The following is a 17,531-nucleotide window of genomic DNA, read 5'->3' as shown; positions in this document are numbered from 1 at the left end:
GCCATGATGTTGCAGCGAAGCCGCGGAGAGGCGGCTTGATCGAGATTCCGCAGTCGGCGGCGATAGTGGCGGGGGCGGTGCTCGCCCTGCTGCTGTTCGGTGGCACCTGGCTGCTCTTCACCGGCCTGAGGATCCGCGCGGATGTACGCGAAACCGCCAACCGGGATGCACGGCTGGCCGCGCTGGTCGCCGGATCGCCGGCGCAGGCAATGGTGGTGCGTGCCGACGGGCGGGTCGAGGTACCGCGGCGGCTGGCCGACTGGCTGGGACTGGACCTCCTGCCGCGCGAGCTCTCCGATCTTGCCGGGATCGAGGGCGGACTGGTGGCTGACGACGCCGCCGTGCTTTCCGAGCATGTCCTCGCCGCGCAAAAGGCCGGGCAGTCCTTCAGCATGTCGGTTCGCGCGCAGGGATCCGAACGCGCATTGCTGGTGATCGGGGAGCGGGCCAGCGATTCGATGCACCTGCCCGGCGGGGTGGTGCTGTGGTTCCTCGACGCGACCGAGAGCCAGAGCGAGATCAACCGGCTCCAGCGCGAGGGCGTTCGGCTTCGGACGGCCTTCGACGCGCTGACCGCGCTGATCGAGGCGGCGCCGATGCCGATGTGGTATCGCGGGCCCGATCTCAGATTGTTGATGGTAAATTCGGCCTATGTCCGCGCAGTCGAGGGTGGCGACAGCGAGGACGTGGTCGCGCGTGGGCTCGAATTGGTCGAGGGCGCCGGGCTGGGCGGGCCGCTCGCCAACGCCGCGATCGCGCGCGACACCGGCGAGCCGCAGATCACGGCGATGCCGGCGACGATCGACGGCGCGCGGCGGATGCTGCGGCTGCACGACGTGCCGCTGCCCACCGGCGGCGTCGCCGGCTTTGCGATCGACATCGAGGAATTCGAGCAACTCCGCGGCGGGCTCAAACGGTTCGGCGAGGCGCAGCGGGCGATGCTCGATCGCCTGTCCGCGGGCGTGGCGCAATTCGCGCCCGATCGGGCCATGGCGTTCTGCAACCAGCCCTTCCGCCGCATGTTCGCGATGAAGACCGAATGGCTGGCCGATCGGCCCGAGTTCGATCGGGTGCTCGATCGGATGCGCGAGGCCAATCGCATTCCCGAAGTGCGCGACTATCCGGCGTGGAAGGCCGAGCGCCGCGAATGGTTCACTGCGCCGGAGGCGGTCGAAGAAACGTGGAGCGTCGCGGGCGCGCATCTGCGCGTGGTCGCGCAGCCTTTGCCGGAGGGCGGGCTGTTGCTCATCTTCGAGGATCGCACCCAGCAATTCGAGCTGCAGCGCGAGCATGGCGAAATGCAACAGGTGCGTACCGCGACGCTGGAAAGCCTGGCCGAAGCGGTCGCGGTGTTCGGCAAGGGGCGGCTGCAATTGTGGAACCGGAAGTTCCGCCAGGTCTGGGGTTTCGAGGACAGCTTCCTCGACGGGCATCCGCAGATCGGCCAGCTGGTCAAGGCGGCGGGGCCCAAACTCACCAATCCGGGCCGCGCCGATGTGCTGGGCGATCTGATCGGGATGGCCGCCAAGGACCGGCAGACGCGCGGCAGCAGCGTGGCGTTCGCCGACGGGAGGCATTTCGAGGTCACCGCGGTGCCGCTGCCCGACGGCAACGCGCTGGTGACGATGCTCGACACCACCGATCATCACCGCGCGGAAAGCGCGCTGCGCGATCGCAACGAGGCGCTGGTGGCGGCGGATCGCGTCAAGACCGCGTTCGTCGCGAACATGAGCTACGAGCTGCGCACGCCGCTGACGTCGATCAAGGGCTTCACCGAGATGCTGCACGGTGGTTTTGCGGGGAAGCTCACCAAGGGTGCAGTCGAATATACCGAGGCGATCCTCGTCTCGGTCGATCGGCTGAGTGCGCTGGTCGACGATGTGCTCGATCTGACGCAGAGCGAGGGCGCGCCGCTGGAGAAGATGCCGGTCGATCTCGAACTGGCGGCCAATGCCGCCGCCGAAGCGGTCGCACCGCTGGCAAAGAACAAGAAGATCGAGCTGGTGGTCGAGGATGCGGGGACGGCGGGCACCGTCACCGGGGACCTGCGCCGGCTGCGGCAAGTGATCGAGCATCTGCTGCGGCATGCAGTGGCCTGCACCCCGGAGAATGGGCGCGTGCTGCTGCATCTCGACGGCAACAAGAAAGTCGCGCGGGTGATCGTCTCCGACAATGGGCCGGGGATGAGCGCGGAAGCGGTGTCCAAGGCGTTCGACAGCTTCGCCCAACATGGTTTCTCGCGCAACGGCGAGCGCGCGCTGGGGCTCGGCATGCCGCTCGCCAAGCAGTTCGTCGAGGCGCATGGTGGACGGATCGAACTGATCTCCGAACCTGGCGAAGGCACGCTGGTGACGGTGGAGCTGCCGCGATGAAGCAAGTCGGATTTTGATGCGGCTTTCCTCCCCAGAAGATTCGCTGGCGCTTGGCGAAAGGCTCGCTGCCGTCGTTCGGCCGGGCGACGTGATCGCGCTCTCGGGGCCGCTCGGGGCGGGCAAGACGAGTATCGCGCGGGGGCTGCTCGCCGCACTCGGACTGGAAGAGGAAGCGCCGAGCCCGAGCTTCGCGATCGTCCAACCCTATGACCCGCCGCACGTGCGCTTCCCGGTGCTGCACGTCGATCTCTATCGAATCGAGGAGCCCGAGGAGGCCGAGGAATTGGGGCTCGACGAGGCACGCGAAGATTCGCTGCTGATCGTCGAATGGCCCGAGCGGCTGGGCGAAGATTATTGGCACGACGCGCTGTGGCTCAGCCTGGAACTGACGCCGGATGGCGCGCGTGCCTTGACAGCGAAGGTACCCGCGGCATGGAGGGATCGATGGCTCCTGACATGAATCCGCCCGCCGCGGCGCCCGACTTCCTGATTGCCGCCGGATGGGAGGGAGCCGAGATCCGGCCGCTCGCCGGCGACGCTTCGTTCCGGCGCTATTTCCGCGTCGTCCATCACGACCGCAGCGCGATCCTGATGGACGCGCCGCCGCCGCACGAGGACCCGCGCCCGTTCATATCGATCGCGCGCTGGCTGACCGGACGCGGCTTCGCGGCGCCGTCGATCCTCGCGGAGAATCTCGTACACGGTCTCGTCCTGCTCGAGGATTTCGGAGATGCGCGGCTGCGCGAGACGGTGGACGCCGCACCTGAGAGCGAGCTGCGGCTCTACGAGGAAGCAGTCGATCTGCTGATCCGGTTGGGCCAGCACGAGGCGGCGGACATCCGCGCTTATGACCTTGCCGAATATCAGCGCGAGGCGGGACTGCTGCCCGAATGGTACACCCCCGCGGTGGGTCTCGAAGTCGACATGCAGGGCTATGTCGATGCGTGGGATGCGGTACTCGCGCCGCTGCTCGCGGGTCACACGCCCGTCACGGTGCTGCGCGATTACCATGCCGAGAACATCATGCTGATCGAGGGCAGCGAGAGTTTGGGCTTGCTCGATTTCCAGGACGCGTTGGCGGGGCATCCAGCCTATGACCTCGTCTCGCTGCTGCAGGACGCGCGGCGCGACGTGGCGCCCGAGCTCGAGACCGCGATGCTCGACCGCTACAAGAGGATCACAGGCGCGGGCGACGCTTTCGACGTGGCCTATCACGTGCTCGGCGCGCAGCGGAACGCCAAGATCGTCGGCATCTTCACGCGGCTGTGGAAGCGCGACGGCAAGCCGCGTTATCCGGGGCTGTGCCCGCGCGTCTGGGGCTATCTGGAGCGCGACCTGAAGCATCCGGCGCTCAAGCCCGTGGCCGACTGGTTCGACGCCAATGTTCCCGTCGAGCTGCGCGGCGACCCCCTCGCCATCGTCGGCGAATGACCGCGATCTATTCGCTGCGGCCGCAGCCCGAGGCGGCAGTGCCCGAAACCGCGATGGTGATGGCGGCCGGGCTCGGCAAAAGGATGCGCCCGCTGACCGCGACGCGGCCCAAGCCTCTGGTCGAAGTGGCGGGCAAGGCACTGATCGATCACAGCATCGATCACCTGCGCGCCGCGGGCGTGAAGCGCGCGATCGTCAACGTCCATTATCTCGCCGACCAGATGGAGGCGCATCTCAAGGCGCGGGTGAAGGACATCGAGGTCCTGATCTCCGACGAACGCAAGCAGCTGATGGAGACCGGCGGCGGGATCGTCCAGGCGCGCGAGATGATCGGCGACAAGCCGTTCCTATGCGTCAACAGCGACAATCTGTGGATCGATGGGCCAATCGACGCGATCCGCGCGCTCGCGGCGCAGTGGGACGACGATCGGATGGACGCATTGCTGCTGCTGATCCCGCTCGCGCGCGCCAATTGCCATGGGGGACAGGGCGATTTCCGGCTCGACGCGATGGGGCGGATCACCGAGCGGCGCAAGCCCGGCCGGCTGGCACCGTTCGTGTTCATCGGCGTCTCGATCCTCTCGCCGCGGCTGATCCGCGACTGGCCCGAGGGGCCGTTCTCGACGAACCTGTTCTTCAACCGCGCGCTCGAGGCGGGACGGTTGTGGGGCGTGGTGCACCAGGGGCTGTGGTTCGATGTCGGCACGCCCGTGGCGGTCGGCGCGGCGGAGGCAGTGCTGGCGGAGATGTGATTCCCTTGTTCCCCTCCCTGCAAGGGAGGGGCTAGGGGTGGGTGCGCCGCGACGAGCGGCGCTCTTGCCCAGCATCGACAAGGCTCGCTACGCTCGCCACCCACCCCCGACCCCTCCCTTGCAGGGAGGGGAGTGAGAAGAGTTTGCCCGAACGCCTCCATCTCTACACGATCCCGCCGCATCGCGCCTTTGCCGATACGCTGGCGATCGGGCTGGTGCGGCGCTTCGGGAGCGATCCGATGCGGCTTGCGCGGGGGCTGGTGCTGCTCCCCAACAACCGCGCCAAGCGGGCGATCCAGGATGCGTTCGTCCGCGCCAGTGAAGGCGGGTTGCTGCTGCCGCGGCTGGTCGCGGTGGGGGATCCCGAGCTCGACGAGGCGGTGTTCGATACTGCCGACGACGCGGAGCCGATTCCGCCCGCAGTCGATCCGCTCCAACGGCGGATGATCCTCGCGCGGCTGATCCAGGAGGCGGGCTCTCCGGTCGATGCGGCCGAGGCGGTGCGGCTGGCCGGCGATCTCGCCACCACGCTCGACCAGCTGCTGATCGAGGAAGTCGCCCCGCGCGCGCTCAAGGAGATCGAGCTCAGCCAGGAGCTGTCGGCGCATTGGGAGCGCTCGCTGGCTTTGTTCGAGATCGTATTGACCCGCTGGCCGAAGGAACTCGACCGGCTCGGGCGGATCGATCTTGCGGAGCGGCGCCGGCGGCTGATCGACAAGATGGCGAAGCGGTGGCGGAGCGCTCCGCCCGAGGGGTTCGTCTGCGCCGCGGGTATCACCGCGTCCGCGCCGGCTTTTGCGCGGCTGCTGCGCACCGTCGCGGGGCTGCCGCAGGGGATGGTGGTGCTGCCCGGGCTCGCCACCGGGATCAGCGAAGCCGAATGGGATGCGCTCGGTCCACACAAGCCCGATCCGGTCACCGGTCGGCGGCGGCGGAACCTCGAGAGCCATCCGCAATTCCACCTGAAGCTGCTGCTCGACCGGATGGGCGTGCATCGCAGCGAGTTCGACCCGTGGCGCGTGGTCAGCGAGCATGACGCTCCGCCCGCGCGCAGCAAGGCGATCGCATCGGCGATGGCGCCGCCCGAGCTGACGCACGGCTGGACGTCGCTCCCCGCCGCCGAGCGCCGCCTCGACGGTGTCCGCGTGCTCGACGTGGCCACGCCCGCCGAGGAAGCGCAGGGCATCGCGCTGGCGCTGCGCGAAGTGCTGGAGACGCCGGGGCGGACCGCGGCCCTGGTCACGCCCGATCGCGCGCTGGCCCGGCGGGTCGCGGCGCATTGCGCGCGCTGGGGCATAGCGGTCGACGATTCGGCGGGCCAGCCGCTGTCGATCCTGCCGCCGGGCACGTTGCTGCTCGCGCTCGCCGATGCCGCCGCACAGGGTTTCGCGCCCTTGCCGTTGCTGACCTTGCTCAAACATCCGCTGACGATGACGGAACGCCGCGCCGAATGGCTGGAGGGCGTGCGTCTGCTCGATCGGGCGATGCGCGGGCCGCGCCCCGCACCGGGGCTCGCCGGGATCGACCGGCATCTGGCCGAGCAGGACGGGCGCGACGGGCATTTGCGCCAAGCGGCGGAGCGCTGGTGGCCGGAGGCTCGGGCGCTACTCGCGCCGCTGGAGGCGCTGTTCGCGGGCGGGCCGCAGCCGGTGCCGGCGCTGCTCGCGGCGCTGCGTGAGACGGCGCAGGCGCTCGGCGGCGACGCGCTCTGGGCACGCGCCGAGGGACGCGAGGCTGCCGGCCTGCTCGATGCCGCCGAGCGCGAGGCGGCGAACGGCCCGCCGCGTGCCGAACCCGAGACGCTCGCGCCGATGCTGCGCACGCTGATGGAGGAAGTCGCGGTGCGGCCGCCGCAGGGCGGGCATCCGCGGCTGGCGATCCTCGGCCTGATCGAGGCGCGGCTGCAGACCGCCGATCTGATGATCCTCGGCGGATTGAACGAAGGCGTATGGCCGGGGTTGCCCGCACCCGATCCGTGGCTTGCGCCGCGGATCCGGGCGGAATTGGGACTGCCGGGGCTGGAGCGCCGCATCGGGCTTTCGGCGCATGATCTGGCGGGGGCGCTGGGGGCGCCGCAAGTGTTGCTCACGCGGGCGCGGCGCGATGCCAGCGCGCCGACCATCGCCTCGCGCTTCTGGCTGCGGCTCGAGGCGCTGTCGGGCGGGCTTGAGCGAGCAGGGGAGATCGCGGCCTGGCTGCGCGGGATCGACGATCCGGGCAAGCATCTGCCCGCCGATCGTCCGGCGCCGCAACCTCCCGTGGAACTGCGGCCCAAGGCTTTGTCGGTGACCGAAGTCGATCGCCTCAAGGCCGATCCCTACGCCTTCTACGCGCGGCGGATGCTGCGGCTGATGCCGCTCGATCCGGTCGACGCCGATCCCAGCGCGGCGTGGCGGGGGACTGCAGTGCACGCGGTGCTCGAACGCTGGTTCGAGGAAGACGATTGCGCGCCCGACAAGTTGCGTGCGCGCGCCGAGGCGATGCTGGCCGACGAGCGAACCCATCCGATGATGCGCGCTTTGTGGGCGCCGCGGCTGATGGAAGCGATCGACTGGATCGCGGGCGCGATCGCCGCCGATCCGTCGCGAAAGGTGATAGCAGTCGAGAAGCGCGGGGTGATCCCGTTCGCGGGTGTCGAACTCAGCGGCACCTTCGACCGGATCGACCGGATGGGCGACGGCAGCCTCGCGATCGTCGACTACAAGACCGGCAAGCCGCCGAGTCTCGCCGCGGTGCGCGAGGGGTTCAGCCTGCAGCTCGGATTGCTCGGGCTGATCGCCGAGCGCGGCGGGTTCGAGGGGATAGAGGGGCGGGCGAAGCAATTCGAATATTGGTCGCTGTCGAAGAACAGCCGGGGGACCTTCGGCTATGTCGAGAGCCCGTGCGATCCGAAGCGCCGCGATTACCTGCCCGCTGACGAGTTCATCGACCGCGCGGTGGCGCAATTCGAGGGCGCGGCGGCGATGTGGCTGACCGGCGACGAGCCGTTCACCGCGAAGCTGCACCCGGATTACGCGCCGTACGCCGAGTATGACCAGCTGATGCGGCGCGATGAATGGTATGGGCGTGACTGAAATCCGCCTCCTTCTTGCTCCCCTCCCTGAAAAGGAGGGGCTGGGGGTGGGTGCCGCCGCGCAGACGGCGGCCGTCTCGCGCGCTCTAAGCTCGCTTCGCTCGCTACCCACCCCCGACTCCTCCCTTTCAGGGAGGGGAGTCCGGTGAGTGTTCGTCCCCTCCACCCGCTCAAGGGCAACCAGCGCCGGGCCAGCGACCCGGCACGGCACGTCTGGCTCTCCGCCTCGGCGGGGACCGGCAAGACGCAGGTGCTCGCCGCGCGCGTCTGGAGGCTATTGCTCGCCGGGGTGGATCCCGGCGCGATCCTGTGCCTGACCTTCACCAAGGCGGGCGCGGCCGAGATGTCCGAGCGGATCACCAGCCGGCTCGCGCGCTGGGTGCGCGCCAGCGACAAGGAGCTGGTCGACGATCTCGATGCGCTGGGGGAGAGCATCTCGCCCGAAGGCCGCGCCCGCGCACGCACCCTGTTCGCCAAGGTGCTCGACGCGCCCGGCGGCGGGATCCGCATCCAGACGATCCACAGCTTCTGCCAGTCTTTGCTTTCGGCCTTTCCGGTCGAGGCGGGGCTGGTCCCGGGCTTCCGGCCGCTCGACCAGCGCGAGGAAGCGGTGCTCGTGCGCGAGGCATTGGCGGAGATGCTGATCGATGCCGGGCGCGAGGGGCGCACCGGGCTGATCGACGCGGTCGGCGCGCTCAGCCTCAGGCTCGGCGAGGGCAAGGCCGAGGCGTTCCTCAAAATGTGCGCGTCGAATGCCGAGGCCATGGACGCGCTGCCGAGCGGCATCCAGCCGTTCCTGCGCCGCGCGATGGGTTTGCCTTCGGGCGATATCGGCGCCGAGATCGAGCGAAGCTGCGGCGACGACGCATTCGATCTCGCGGGGCTGCGCGAGATCGCTGCGATGAACGCGAGCTGGGGCACCAAATCGGGGCTCGCGCGCGCCGAAGAGATCGCGATGTGGGTGACGCTGCCGCCGGGCAAGCGCGCGCTGCGGCTGGCGGACCTCCATTCGGTCTGGGCAACTGCCAAGGGCGAGCCGCGCTCGTTCGGCAAGGGGCAGGCGCCGCAGGATGCGGGCTATGCCGATCTCGCAATGCGGCTGCACGGGCGATGCGCCGAATTGCTGGGAATGAAGGTCCAGGCCGAGTTCGCCGATCTGCTCGCGCGCGGACTCGAGGCGGGGCGCGCCTATGCCGACACCTATGCGCGGGCCAAGCGACGGGTGGGCGCGGTCGACTTCAACGATCTGATTCGCCGCACCGTCGAGCTGCTCGGCCAGCCGGGCATGGGCGAATGGGTGCGCTACAAGCTCGATCAGGTGACCGAGCATGTCCTGATCGACGAGGCGCAGGACACCAACCCGCAGCAATGGGCGATCGTCAGCAAGATCGTCGACGAGTTCTTCGTCGGCGAGGGCACGCGCGCCGAAACGCTACGCACGCTGTTCACCGTCGGCGACTACAAGCAGGCGATCTTCGGCTTTCAGGGCACCGACCCGATCTATTTCCGCGCGGCGTTCGAGCGGTTCCGCGCGCTTTCGAACTACCAGCCCGATGCCGGGTTCGACGTGGAACCGCGCCCGGTCGAGGAATTGTCGCTGACGCACAGCTTCCGCTCGACCGCACCGGTGCTCGAGTTCGTCGACGCGGCGATCGGCGAGTTGCCCGAGCCGGGCATGGGCACCGACGGCGAATTGCATGCCAGCGAAGTGCCCGGCCCCGGCACCGTGACGCTCTGGGCACCGACGATCGAGGGCGGAACCGAAGCCGAGGAAGAGGAATGGGTTCGCGACGCGACCCGCGAGCATGCCAAACGGATCGCCCGGGCGATAAAGGGCTGGCTCGACGACGGGCTGATGCTGGAGAGCAAAGGCAGGGCGCTGCGCCCCGAGGACGTGATGATCCTCGTCAAGCGCCGCGGCGAGCTCGCTTCGCTGATCGTCGCGCGGCTCTATGCCGAGGGGGTGCCGGTGGCGGGAGTCGACCGGTTGCGGCTCAATGCGCCGCTGGCGGTGCAGGACCTGCTGGCGGCGGTGCGCTTCGTGCTCCAGCCCGAGGACGATCTGTCGCTGGCGTCGCTTTTGGTCTCGCCGCTGATCGGGTGGAGCCAGGACGATCTCATGAAGGCTGCGCTGCGGCCGAGGCACGCATCGCTGTGGCGACATTTGCGCGACACCGCCAAGGACCGGATCGCACCGCTGGAGGCGCTGCTCAATCGCGCCGATTTCACCACGCCCTATCGCTTCCTCGAAGAGATCCTCTCCGGGCCGCTCGACGGGCGTCGGAAATTGCTGCTGCGGCTGGGCGAAGAGGCGCGCGATCCGATCGAGGAACTGCTCAACGCCGCGCTCAACTTCGAGAATGTGGCGACGCCCTCGCTCCAGCGCTTCCTCGACTGGTTCGATCGCGGCGATGTCGAGATCGTTCGCGATGCCGCGCAGCCGGCGGGCGCGGTGCGGGTGATGACCGCGCACGGCGCCAAGGGGCTGCAGGCGCCGTTGGTGATCCTCGCCGATGCGACGGTGGATCCGACGCGGAGCCCGCGCGATTTCCTGCTCTGGGCGCCGGAGGATTACGAAAATGCGCCGTTCCCGATCTTCCGGCCGCGCGCGGCGGAGCGGGGCGGGGCGCTCGATGCGGTGGTGAGCCAGGTCGATGCGCGCGAGCTTCAGGAGCATTGGCGACTATTCTATGTCGCGGCGACGCGCGCCGAGGAGCGACTGTTGATCACCGGCGCGCTCGGCCCGCAGGCGAAGGGCGAGCCGCCGGCCGCAAGCTGGTACGCCACCTGCGTGCGCGCTTTCGATGCGCTGGAAGTGGCGGCAGGCGATGTCCGGGAGTTCCGCGGTCTGGCGCCCCCTGCGCCTGTCGCGGCGGTTGCGCGCACCGTGGAGGTTGCGGCTGCCGATCCGGCGCTGCCCGAATGGATCGCGCGTCCGGCGCCCGAGGAAGCGCGTCCGCCGCGGCCGCTCGCGCCGTCGGCACTGGGCGACGACAGCGTCGCCGATCCGCCGCCCGGCCCCGCAATGCGCGTCGCTGCCGAGCGCGGGCGCCTGCTCCACGCGTTGTTCGAGCGATTGCCTGCCCTCGCGCCCGACATGCGCGAAGCGGCGGCCGAGCGCTGGCTGGCCGGGCCGGGTGGAGTTGCGGATGCCGAGGCGCGCTCGGAGATTGCAGGCGCCGCGCTGGCAGTGATCGGCGATCCGGGCTTTTCTGCCTTGTTCGCGCCCGATGCGCTCGCCGAGGCGCCTATCGCGGCGGTGGTGGAGGGGCTGGTCGTGTCGGGCACGGTCGACCGGCTGGTGGTCGGCCCCGACGGCGTCCGTGTCGTCGATTTCAAGACCGGGAGGCGGGCGCCGGGCAGCGTCGAGGAGATCCCGCCTTATCATCTTCGGCAGATGGCGGCCTATAGCGCGGCATTGGCGGTGATCTTCCCGGGGCGCCGGATCGAAGCCGCCTTGCTCTATACCGCGGGGCCGACGCTGCATGTGCTGCCCGATGACCTGCTCGCCGCGCACAAGGCGGACTTGGTCGCCACGGAGCAAAGCTTGGCGCCGCGCGCTTGAGCCGGAGCGGCTGGACACATAGATATACGCCCAAGACTTTATCAGGAGACCGTTCATGGCCACGCAGGCTACCACCGACGCCAGCTTCGATGCCGATGTCCTCCAGGCGGACAAGCCTGTGCTCGTGGATTTCTGGGCCGAGTGGTGCGGGCCGTGCCGGATAATCGCCCCGGCGCTCGAGGAACTGGCGAGCGAGCTCGGCGACAAGGTCAACATCGTCAAGCTCGACATCGACGCGAACCCCGATGCGCCCACCAAATATGGCGTGCGCGGCATCCCGACGATGATCCTGTTCAAGAACGGCCAGCAGGCCGCGACGCAGGTCGGCGCGATGCCGAAGAGCGCGATCAAGCAGTGGATCGAGCGCGAGCTCTGATCGGCGCCTGAGCTCCCCTCCCTGCAAGGGAGGGGCCGGGGGTGGGTGCGAGCGTAGCGAGCCCATCGAGCGGGTGGGGAAAGAAGGAAAGACCGGGCATCGAGCCGGCTTTCCTAACCCACCCAGTGATCAGATGAACCGCGTCCCACGCGGTTCAGAAATGCGCGGGGCGCATTTCGATCTGATCACTCCCTCCCTAAGAGGGAGGGGAGTTCGAATGTCGGTGCGCTCTAGCGCCTATCCGGTTTCAGCCTAGTGCGGCCGGCGGCCTGGCCGTCGACCGCATTGCGGCTGAACAGCATCGGCCGCATCCTGCCTTCGATCCATGGCGCATATTGGTCGCGATAATGCGGCGAGCGCGGATCGTTCGACTGGCCGGGCAGGTTGAGCATCAGCGAATTGTCCCATGCGCCGACATCGATGACCTGCAGATAGCTCGCGCCGCCGCCGACGCGCCAGCCGGGGCCGCCGCCGAGCCAGCGCGCCATCACCGTGTACGAATCGCCGCCCGTTCCTCTGCCCTCGATGGCGGGGAAAGCCGCGGCGATCGCCGGAATGCGTGACAAGGGATGCTGGATGCGGACCTGATGGAGCGTATCCCAACGCCACGCGGCCGGATCGGGGCCGAGCAATTCGCGCGCCGAAGCCCAGGCGGCGGTGAGCGCGGCATCCAGCATCGCATCGCGCGTCGCCTGCGGATCGCTGCCCAGCCGCGAATCCGGTTTTGCGAGCAGGCCGAGCAGCACCGACGGGGCGATCTCCGTGACGAGATGCTTGGCCCGGTCGGGCACGATCGCGGCGAGCATCCGCTTGCCGAGATCGCGCCACAATATCTCGAAGAGCGCCGCGGCACCGCTATTGGCATCGAGCCGCGCATCCCATCGGCGCAGCAGCGCGACCGCCGGCTGCGCGGCGGGCGAGGGGCGTTCGGGCAGAAGCGCGAGCAACTGCTTCGCGGGCGTCGACAGCGTATCGTGGTGGAGCGTGACGCTGTCGGCGAGGCTGTGGCGGTCCTGGTGCGAGAGGATTTCGGCGATGCGCTCGTAGCGATAGGGGTCGCGGAACGAGAAAGCGGGAATGCGGTCGCGTGGCCAATCGGCGGGCAGGTTGTTCTGGTTGGCCGACGCGAACCAGCCTTTCGAGGGATTATATTCGTTGGGCAGCGCCTTGAAATCGCGCACGCCGGTCCAGTCGTAGCGCCCGTCGCCCGGAACCGGGAGCAGCCCGTCGCCCTTCTTGCGCACCGGCGCATAGCCGATCACCTGCCAGCCGGTGTTTCCGTCCACATCGGCATAATGGAGGTTGGTCGGCGAAGGATGGAGGCGGAAGGCCGATTTGCGCAGGCTCTCCCAGTCCTTTGCGAGGTTGATCGCGATCATCGCGAACGCGCCACAGGCGCCCGGCTGCATCCCGATCGAGGCGACCGCGGTCGCGCGCCGCCGCGCCGGATCGTGCGACACCACCGGCCCCTGGACCGAATAGCGCAGCGTCACGTTCCGCGGCGATCCGCCGCGCACCGGGATCACGACTTCGACCCGGCGGAACCGCTTCCAGCCGCCGTCGTGGCGATAGCGTTCGGGGTTTTCGGGATCGAGCTCGAGGACGAACAGGTCGAGCTGGTCGATGTGAAAATTGGTGCGCCCGAACGCGAAGCGATCGGTATGGCCCTGCATGATCCCCGGCAGCCCGGGCGAGCCGCCGCCGATCACGTCGAGCCCGGGTGCGCTCAGATGTGCGACATGGCGGGGGCCGAAACCGCCGATGCCGAGATGCGGATCGTTGGCGAGTATCGGGCGCCCGGTGGCGGTGCGCGAGGGCGCGACGGTCCAGGCATTGCTGCCGGCATTGGCGCGCTCGGCGGGACCCGCGGCCGGATCGGCGACCGGCGTCTCGGCGCTGAAGGGGAGGCTGCCGAGCTGGAGCATTCCCAGATCCGCCGCCGAAACCGCCGCCACATCCAGCCCCTCGGGAACCGTCATCGTCCATGCCGGACGCAGCGGCGCGATGATCGCGTCGAGATCGAGCAGCCCGAGCGCGGCGAGCTGCGCGCGGCGAACCTCGTCATCGGCATTGTCGATCGAGGCGCCACGCGCGAGCACCAGGTCGCGCAGCTCCCAGCGGAGCGGAGCCACGTCGAGGATCCTGTATTCGAGCGGCAGCAGCGCGCGATCGGCCATCACTTCGTCGATGCGCGCGTTGATCCCCGCGACATAGGCACGCGCGCAGGCGAGCACATCGTCGGGCACGTCGCGCAGCTCGGCGTCGAGATCGCCGCGATAATGGAACAGGCGCGCGGTCGCGTCGTGTCTGGCGAAGCCCGGCCCAAAAGCTTCGGCGAGGCGGCCGAATTCGCGGCGGTGCGAGAGATCGAGCTGGAACAACCGATCACGCGCGACGACATAGCCCTGGCCGAAAAAAGCATCGGGGATCGAAGCCGCGCGGATGTGCGGAACGCCATAGACGTCGTCGACGATCTCGATCGGCGCCTTGGCCCCGCGCACGACGATCTCGCGCGCCTGGGTCGATCCTATGCGAGCCAGCGATATCGTTGGCGTCAATGCGAGCGTCGCGGACGAACCAAGCAAGAAGGAACGACGGTCGAACACGGCAATCTTCCCGCTATGGCAATTCGGGCGCGACGCTAGCGCCGCCCGCGCCGAGCCGTCTCATGGCGAGGGCTTCCCCACCCATAGGGTCCGGTTATGGCCGCGACCCATAGTCTGCGGCTATGGTGCGGTGAAGCCTAAGAACCCCGTGGCCGGTTGACGCTTTGCGCGGCCACGGCGCACCTTCGTCCGGCATGATCGCATGTGACCCGATAGAGGTTGCAGGACCATGCGGTGCGTTGCCGCGGAGGGCATGCGCGCGGGCCGGTCCATCGGTCGCAATAACTTATCCCACAGGGGGGTCGATAATGACGAATCCACGCCGGCAATCGGATCTTGCCAGTTTCTCGAGCATGGCCGCGCTGGCCCTCGCTTCTCTGATGGCATTGCCCGCCGCTGCGCAGACCGCCGGTGCAGGCACGGCGACCGTACAGGAGACGCCACCACCCCAGCCCGAAGCCGAAGAAGACGAACTGGTCGTCACCGGCACGCGCATCATCCGCGATGGCTTCCAGGCACCTACGCCGCTGACCGTGCTGACGCGCGACGATATCAACAACACCTCGCCGACCAACAACATCGCCGATTTCGTCAATCAGTTGCCGCAGCTCGCGGGCTCGACCAAGCCTGGCAATTCGCGCCTCAATTTGTCGAACGGCTCGGCGGGCATCAACGCGCTCAACTTGCGCAACCTCGGCGAGGGTCGCACGCTGGTCTTGCTCGATGGCCGCCGCTCGGTCGGCTCGACCATCTACGGCTGGGTCGACGTCAACACGATCCCGCAGGGCCTGGTCGATCGCGTCGAAGTGGTGACCGGCGGTGCTTCGGCGGCCTATGGCTCGGACGCAGTCGGCGGCGTGGTCAACTTCGTGCTCAACAAGAAGCTAGAGGGCCTGCGCGTCACCGCCGAGTCCGGCGTCACCACTTATGGCGACGGCTTCAACTATTCGGGTAGCATCAGCGGCGGCAAGTCATTCGCCGGCGGCCGCGGTCATATCCTGGTCAACGCCGAGATTGCGCACCAGGACGGCATCTTCGACATCAACGCAGTCGATCGCGGATGGAACCATACCGGCTATGTGCGGGTCGAGGATCCGACCTGGACGGCAACCAGCACCGACCGGCCGCGCTACATCACGACGCTGCGCCAGGTCGGCGCGTCGAACTCTACGCCTGGCGGCCTGATCACCGCATCGGCCGGCACCTCGCCGAATGCGCTGCGCGGCCTGTATTTCGGCCAGAGCGGCTCGGTGAACGTCTTCGACTATGGCGTGCTCCAGTCCCCCACCTTCAGCCGCGTGAACGGCACCTCGCATCCGGGCGTCGTCCAGGGCGGATCGTGGCAGGTCAATGACTCCGGCCGTCGCATCGGCCTGATGCCGAAGGACGACCGTTGGGGCATATTCGGCCGGCTGAGCTACGAAGTCGCTGACGGTGTCGAAGCCTTTGTCGAGGGATCGTACAACCACCAGAAGATATACTTCAACGCCGGCCCGAACCTGTCGACCGGCATCACCTACAACACCACCGGCTGTACCACGGTGCCGGTGCCGGTGACCTGCAACGCCTATGCGCTCCAAACGCTCGGCGCTGCGCGCCTGGCCGGCGTGACCAGCGTCACCGTGGCGACCACCGCCGCTGACCTGCCGTTCCGCGCGATCGACAACGAGCGCAAGGTCCAGCGCTATGTTGCCGGCCTCGAAGGTACGTTCGATGCGTTCGGCAATCCCGGCCATTGGGACGTCTATGCCCAATATGGCCGTTCGGACGTGCGCGAGCAGCTGCGGAACATCATGCACACGGCGCGGATGAACAATGCGACCGCGGCGGCCTTCGCGCCGGCCGGCAATGCGCGCGGCTATGCGGTCGGCTCGATCCAGTGCCTGATCAACGTCAACGCCGTCACGACCGACGACGATCCCAACTGTGTGCCGCTCAACCGTCTCGGCGTCGGCGTCGCGAGTGCGGCCGCAATCGACTACGTGCTGGGCGATCCGTATCGCGATCAGGTGCTGGAGCAATATGTCGTCGGCACAAACTGGGCCGTCACGCCGTTCGCCACTTGGGCGGGCGATGTCAGTGTCTCATTCGGCGGCGAGGCGCGCAAGGAGAAGATCCGCGGCAGCGTACCGACCGAGTTCCAGCCGACCATCACCATAGGTTCGAACGGCCGCCCCACCACCTCGAACGCCTGGTCGGTCGGCAACTATCTGCCCTTCACCGGCGAATACAGCGTCAAGGAGGCCTATCTCGAAACCGTGGTTCCGCTAGGCCTCGGCCTCGAGTTCAACGGGGCGATACGCGCCACCGACTATTCGAACTCGGGTTACGTCACCACTTGGAAGCTGGGTGCGACCTGGGCGCCGATCGAGGATATCCGCTTCCGCGTGACGCGCTCGCGCGACATCCGCGCGCCCAACCTCAACGAGCTCTACCAGGCCGGCACCGCGAACAGCGATTCGGTGTCCAATCCGATCTTCACGCAGGATGGCGCAAACGGCCCGCGCACCTACAGCTATTCGGGCCTGACCACGGGTAACCCGAACCTGCGTCCCGAAGAGGCCAATTCGTGGAACATCGGCGCCGTGATCTCGCCGCGCTTCCTGCCGGGCTTCACGGCATCGGTCGATTATTTCCGCATTGACCTCGAAGATGCGATCGACTCGATCACGGCGCAGGAGACCGTCAACCGTTGCTATGCCGACAAGAATCAGGACTTCTGCGATGCGATCACCACCGATCCGGCACGCTCGCAGCCAAATGCACCCTATCTGCTGATCCGAACCCAGCCGTTCAACTATGTCCGCAGGCTGGTGCGCGGCATCGACTTCGACGCTGCCTATCGCATCCCGTTCGGCGGCGACACTCTCACGCTGCGCGGCGTCGCGACCCGCTACATCGAGAACCTCGCGGTGACCGGCATCGCGGGTTCGGCGCCGGTCAATACCGTGGGCGCCAATGGCGGCCAAGCCAGCACGCCGACCTGGATTTTCCGCGGCAGCGTCGCCTATGAGACGCCGACCTTCTCGGCGACCTTCACCGGCCGGGGCATCAGTGCAGGCAAATATGTCGCGAACGGCATCGAGTGCAGCACCAGCTGCCCCGTCTCGACCACGAACTTCCCCACCTACAACAACAATCATGTGTCGGGCCTGTTCTACGCGGACCTCAATCTCACCCAGAAGATTGCGGTCAGCGGCACTTCGGACGCCGAGATGTTCTTCAACGTGACGAACCTGTTCAACCGCTGGCCGCTGTTGGTTCCGGAGACCGGCAACGCCTCGAACACCACTTATTCGGACATGCTCGGCCGGCAGTTCCGCGTCGGCATTCGCTTCAGCTTGCGCTGAGGGGGA

At 68.1% G+C, this 17,531-nt stretch carries 9 protein-coding genes; 8 read left to right on the top strand and 1 reads right to left on the bottom strand.

What is annotated here, in order from left to right; all coding sequences use genetic code 11:
* The first annotated feature begins 35 nt into the window (after window positions 1-35).
* The 7 genes from BR78_RS0108230 (at window position 36) to trxA (ending at window position 11,569) form a co-directional block, all read left to right on the top strand.
* Window positions 36-2,372 carry a PAS domain-containing sensor histidine kinase gene (locus BR78_RS0108230; RefSeq protein ID WP_029936136.1) on the top strand — a complete coding sequence of 779 codons (2,337 nt, stop codon included), beginning with the start codon at window positions 36-38 and terminating at the stop codon, window positions 2,370-2,372.
* Window positions 2,373-2,388: 16 nt separating this feature from the next.
* Window positions 2,389-2,832 carry a tRNA (adenosine(37)-N6)-threonylcarbamoyltransferase complex ATPase subunit type 1 TsaE gene (tsaE, locus tag BR78_RS0108225; protein ID WP_029936133.1) on the top strand — a complete coding sequence of 148 codons (444 nt, stop codon included), beginning with the start codon at window positions 2,389-2,391 and terminating at the stop codon, window positions 2,830-2,832.
* Entirely contained in the window at window positions 2,829-3,803 is a 975-nt protein-coding gene (locus BR78_RS0108220) for an aminoglycoside phosphotransferase family protein (protein WP_029936132.1), read from the top strand. The genes tsaE and BR78_RS0108220 overlap by 4 nt, the downstream gene beginning before the upstream one ends.
* Window positions 3,800-4,555, top strand: coding sequence for a nucleotidyltransferase family protein (locus BR78_RS0108215; RefSeq protein WP_029936130.1), 756 nt, complete (start codon window positions 3,800-3,802; stop codon window positions 4,553-4,555). The genes BR78_RS0108220 and BR78_RS0108215 overlap by 4 nt, the downstream gene beginning before the upstream one ends.
* 143 nt (window positions 4,556-4,698) lie before the next feature.
* Window positions 4,699-7,629 carry a double-strand break repair protein AddB gene (gene addB, locus BR78_RS0108210; RefSeq protein WP_029936128.1) on the top strand — a complete coding sequence of 977 codons (2,931 nt, stop codon included), beginning with the start codon at window positions 4,699-4,701 and terminating at the stop codon, window positions 7,627-7,629.
* 144 nt (window positions 7,630-7,773) lie between these two features.
* Window positions 7,774-11,193, top strand: coding sequence for a double-strand break repair helicase AddA (gene addA, locus BR78_RS0108205; RefSeq protein ID WP_029936126.1), 3,420 nt, complete (start codon window positions 7,774-7,776; stop codon window positions 11,191-11,193).
* Between the two features lie 55 nt (window positions 11,194-11,248).
* Complete coding sequence (gene trxA / locus BR78_RS0108200) at window positions 11,249-11,569, top strand: thioredoxin (RefSeq protein ID WP_029936124.1); 321 nt, start codon at window positions 11,249-11,251, stop codon at window positions 11,567-11,569.
* A gap of 230 nt (window positions 11,570-11,799) precedes the next feature.
* Here the strand turns inward: trxA and BR78_RS0108195 are convergent, their stop codons facing one another.
* The gene (locus BR78_RS0108195; protein ID WP_029936122.1) at window positions 11,800-14,175 is read right to left on the bottom strand and encodes a penicillin acylase family protein; all 2,376 of its coding nucleotides are present in this window, start codon (window positions 14,173-14,175) and stop codon (window positions 11,800-11,802) included.
* Window positions 14,176-14,483: 308 nt separating this feature from the next.
* Between BR78_RS0108195 and BR78_RS0108190 the strand changes: the two genes are divergently transcribed.
* Window positions 14,484-17,525, top strand: a complete 3,042-nt coding sequence (locus BR78_RS0108190; protein WP_037566392.1) for a TonB-dependent receptor plug domain-containing protein — start codon at window positions 14,484-14,486, stop codon at window positions 17,523-17,525.
* The last annotated feature ends 6 nt before the right edge of the window (window positions 17,526-17,531 follow it).

Source organism: Sphingomonas sp. UNC305MFCol5.2, from assembly GCF_000712135.1.
Classification (GTDB): Bacteria; Pseudomonadota; Alphaproteobacteria; order Sphingomonadales; family Sphingomonadaceae; genus Sphingomonas.
Note: the sequence above shows the minus strand (reverse complement) of the source record. Positions and strands in the feature narration are given on the sequence as shown.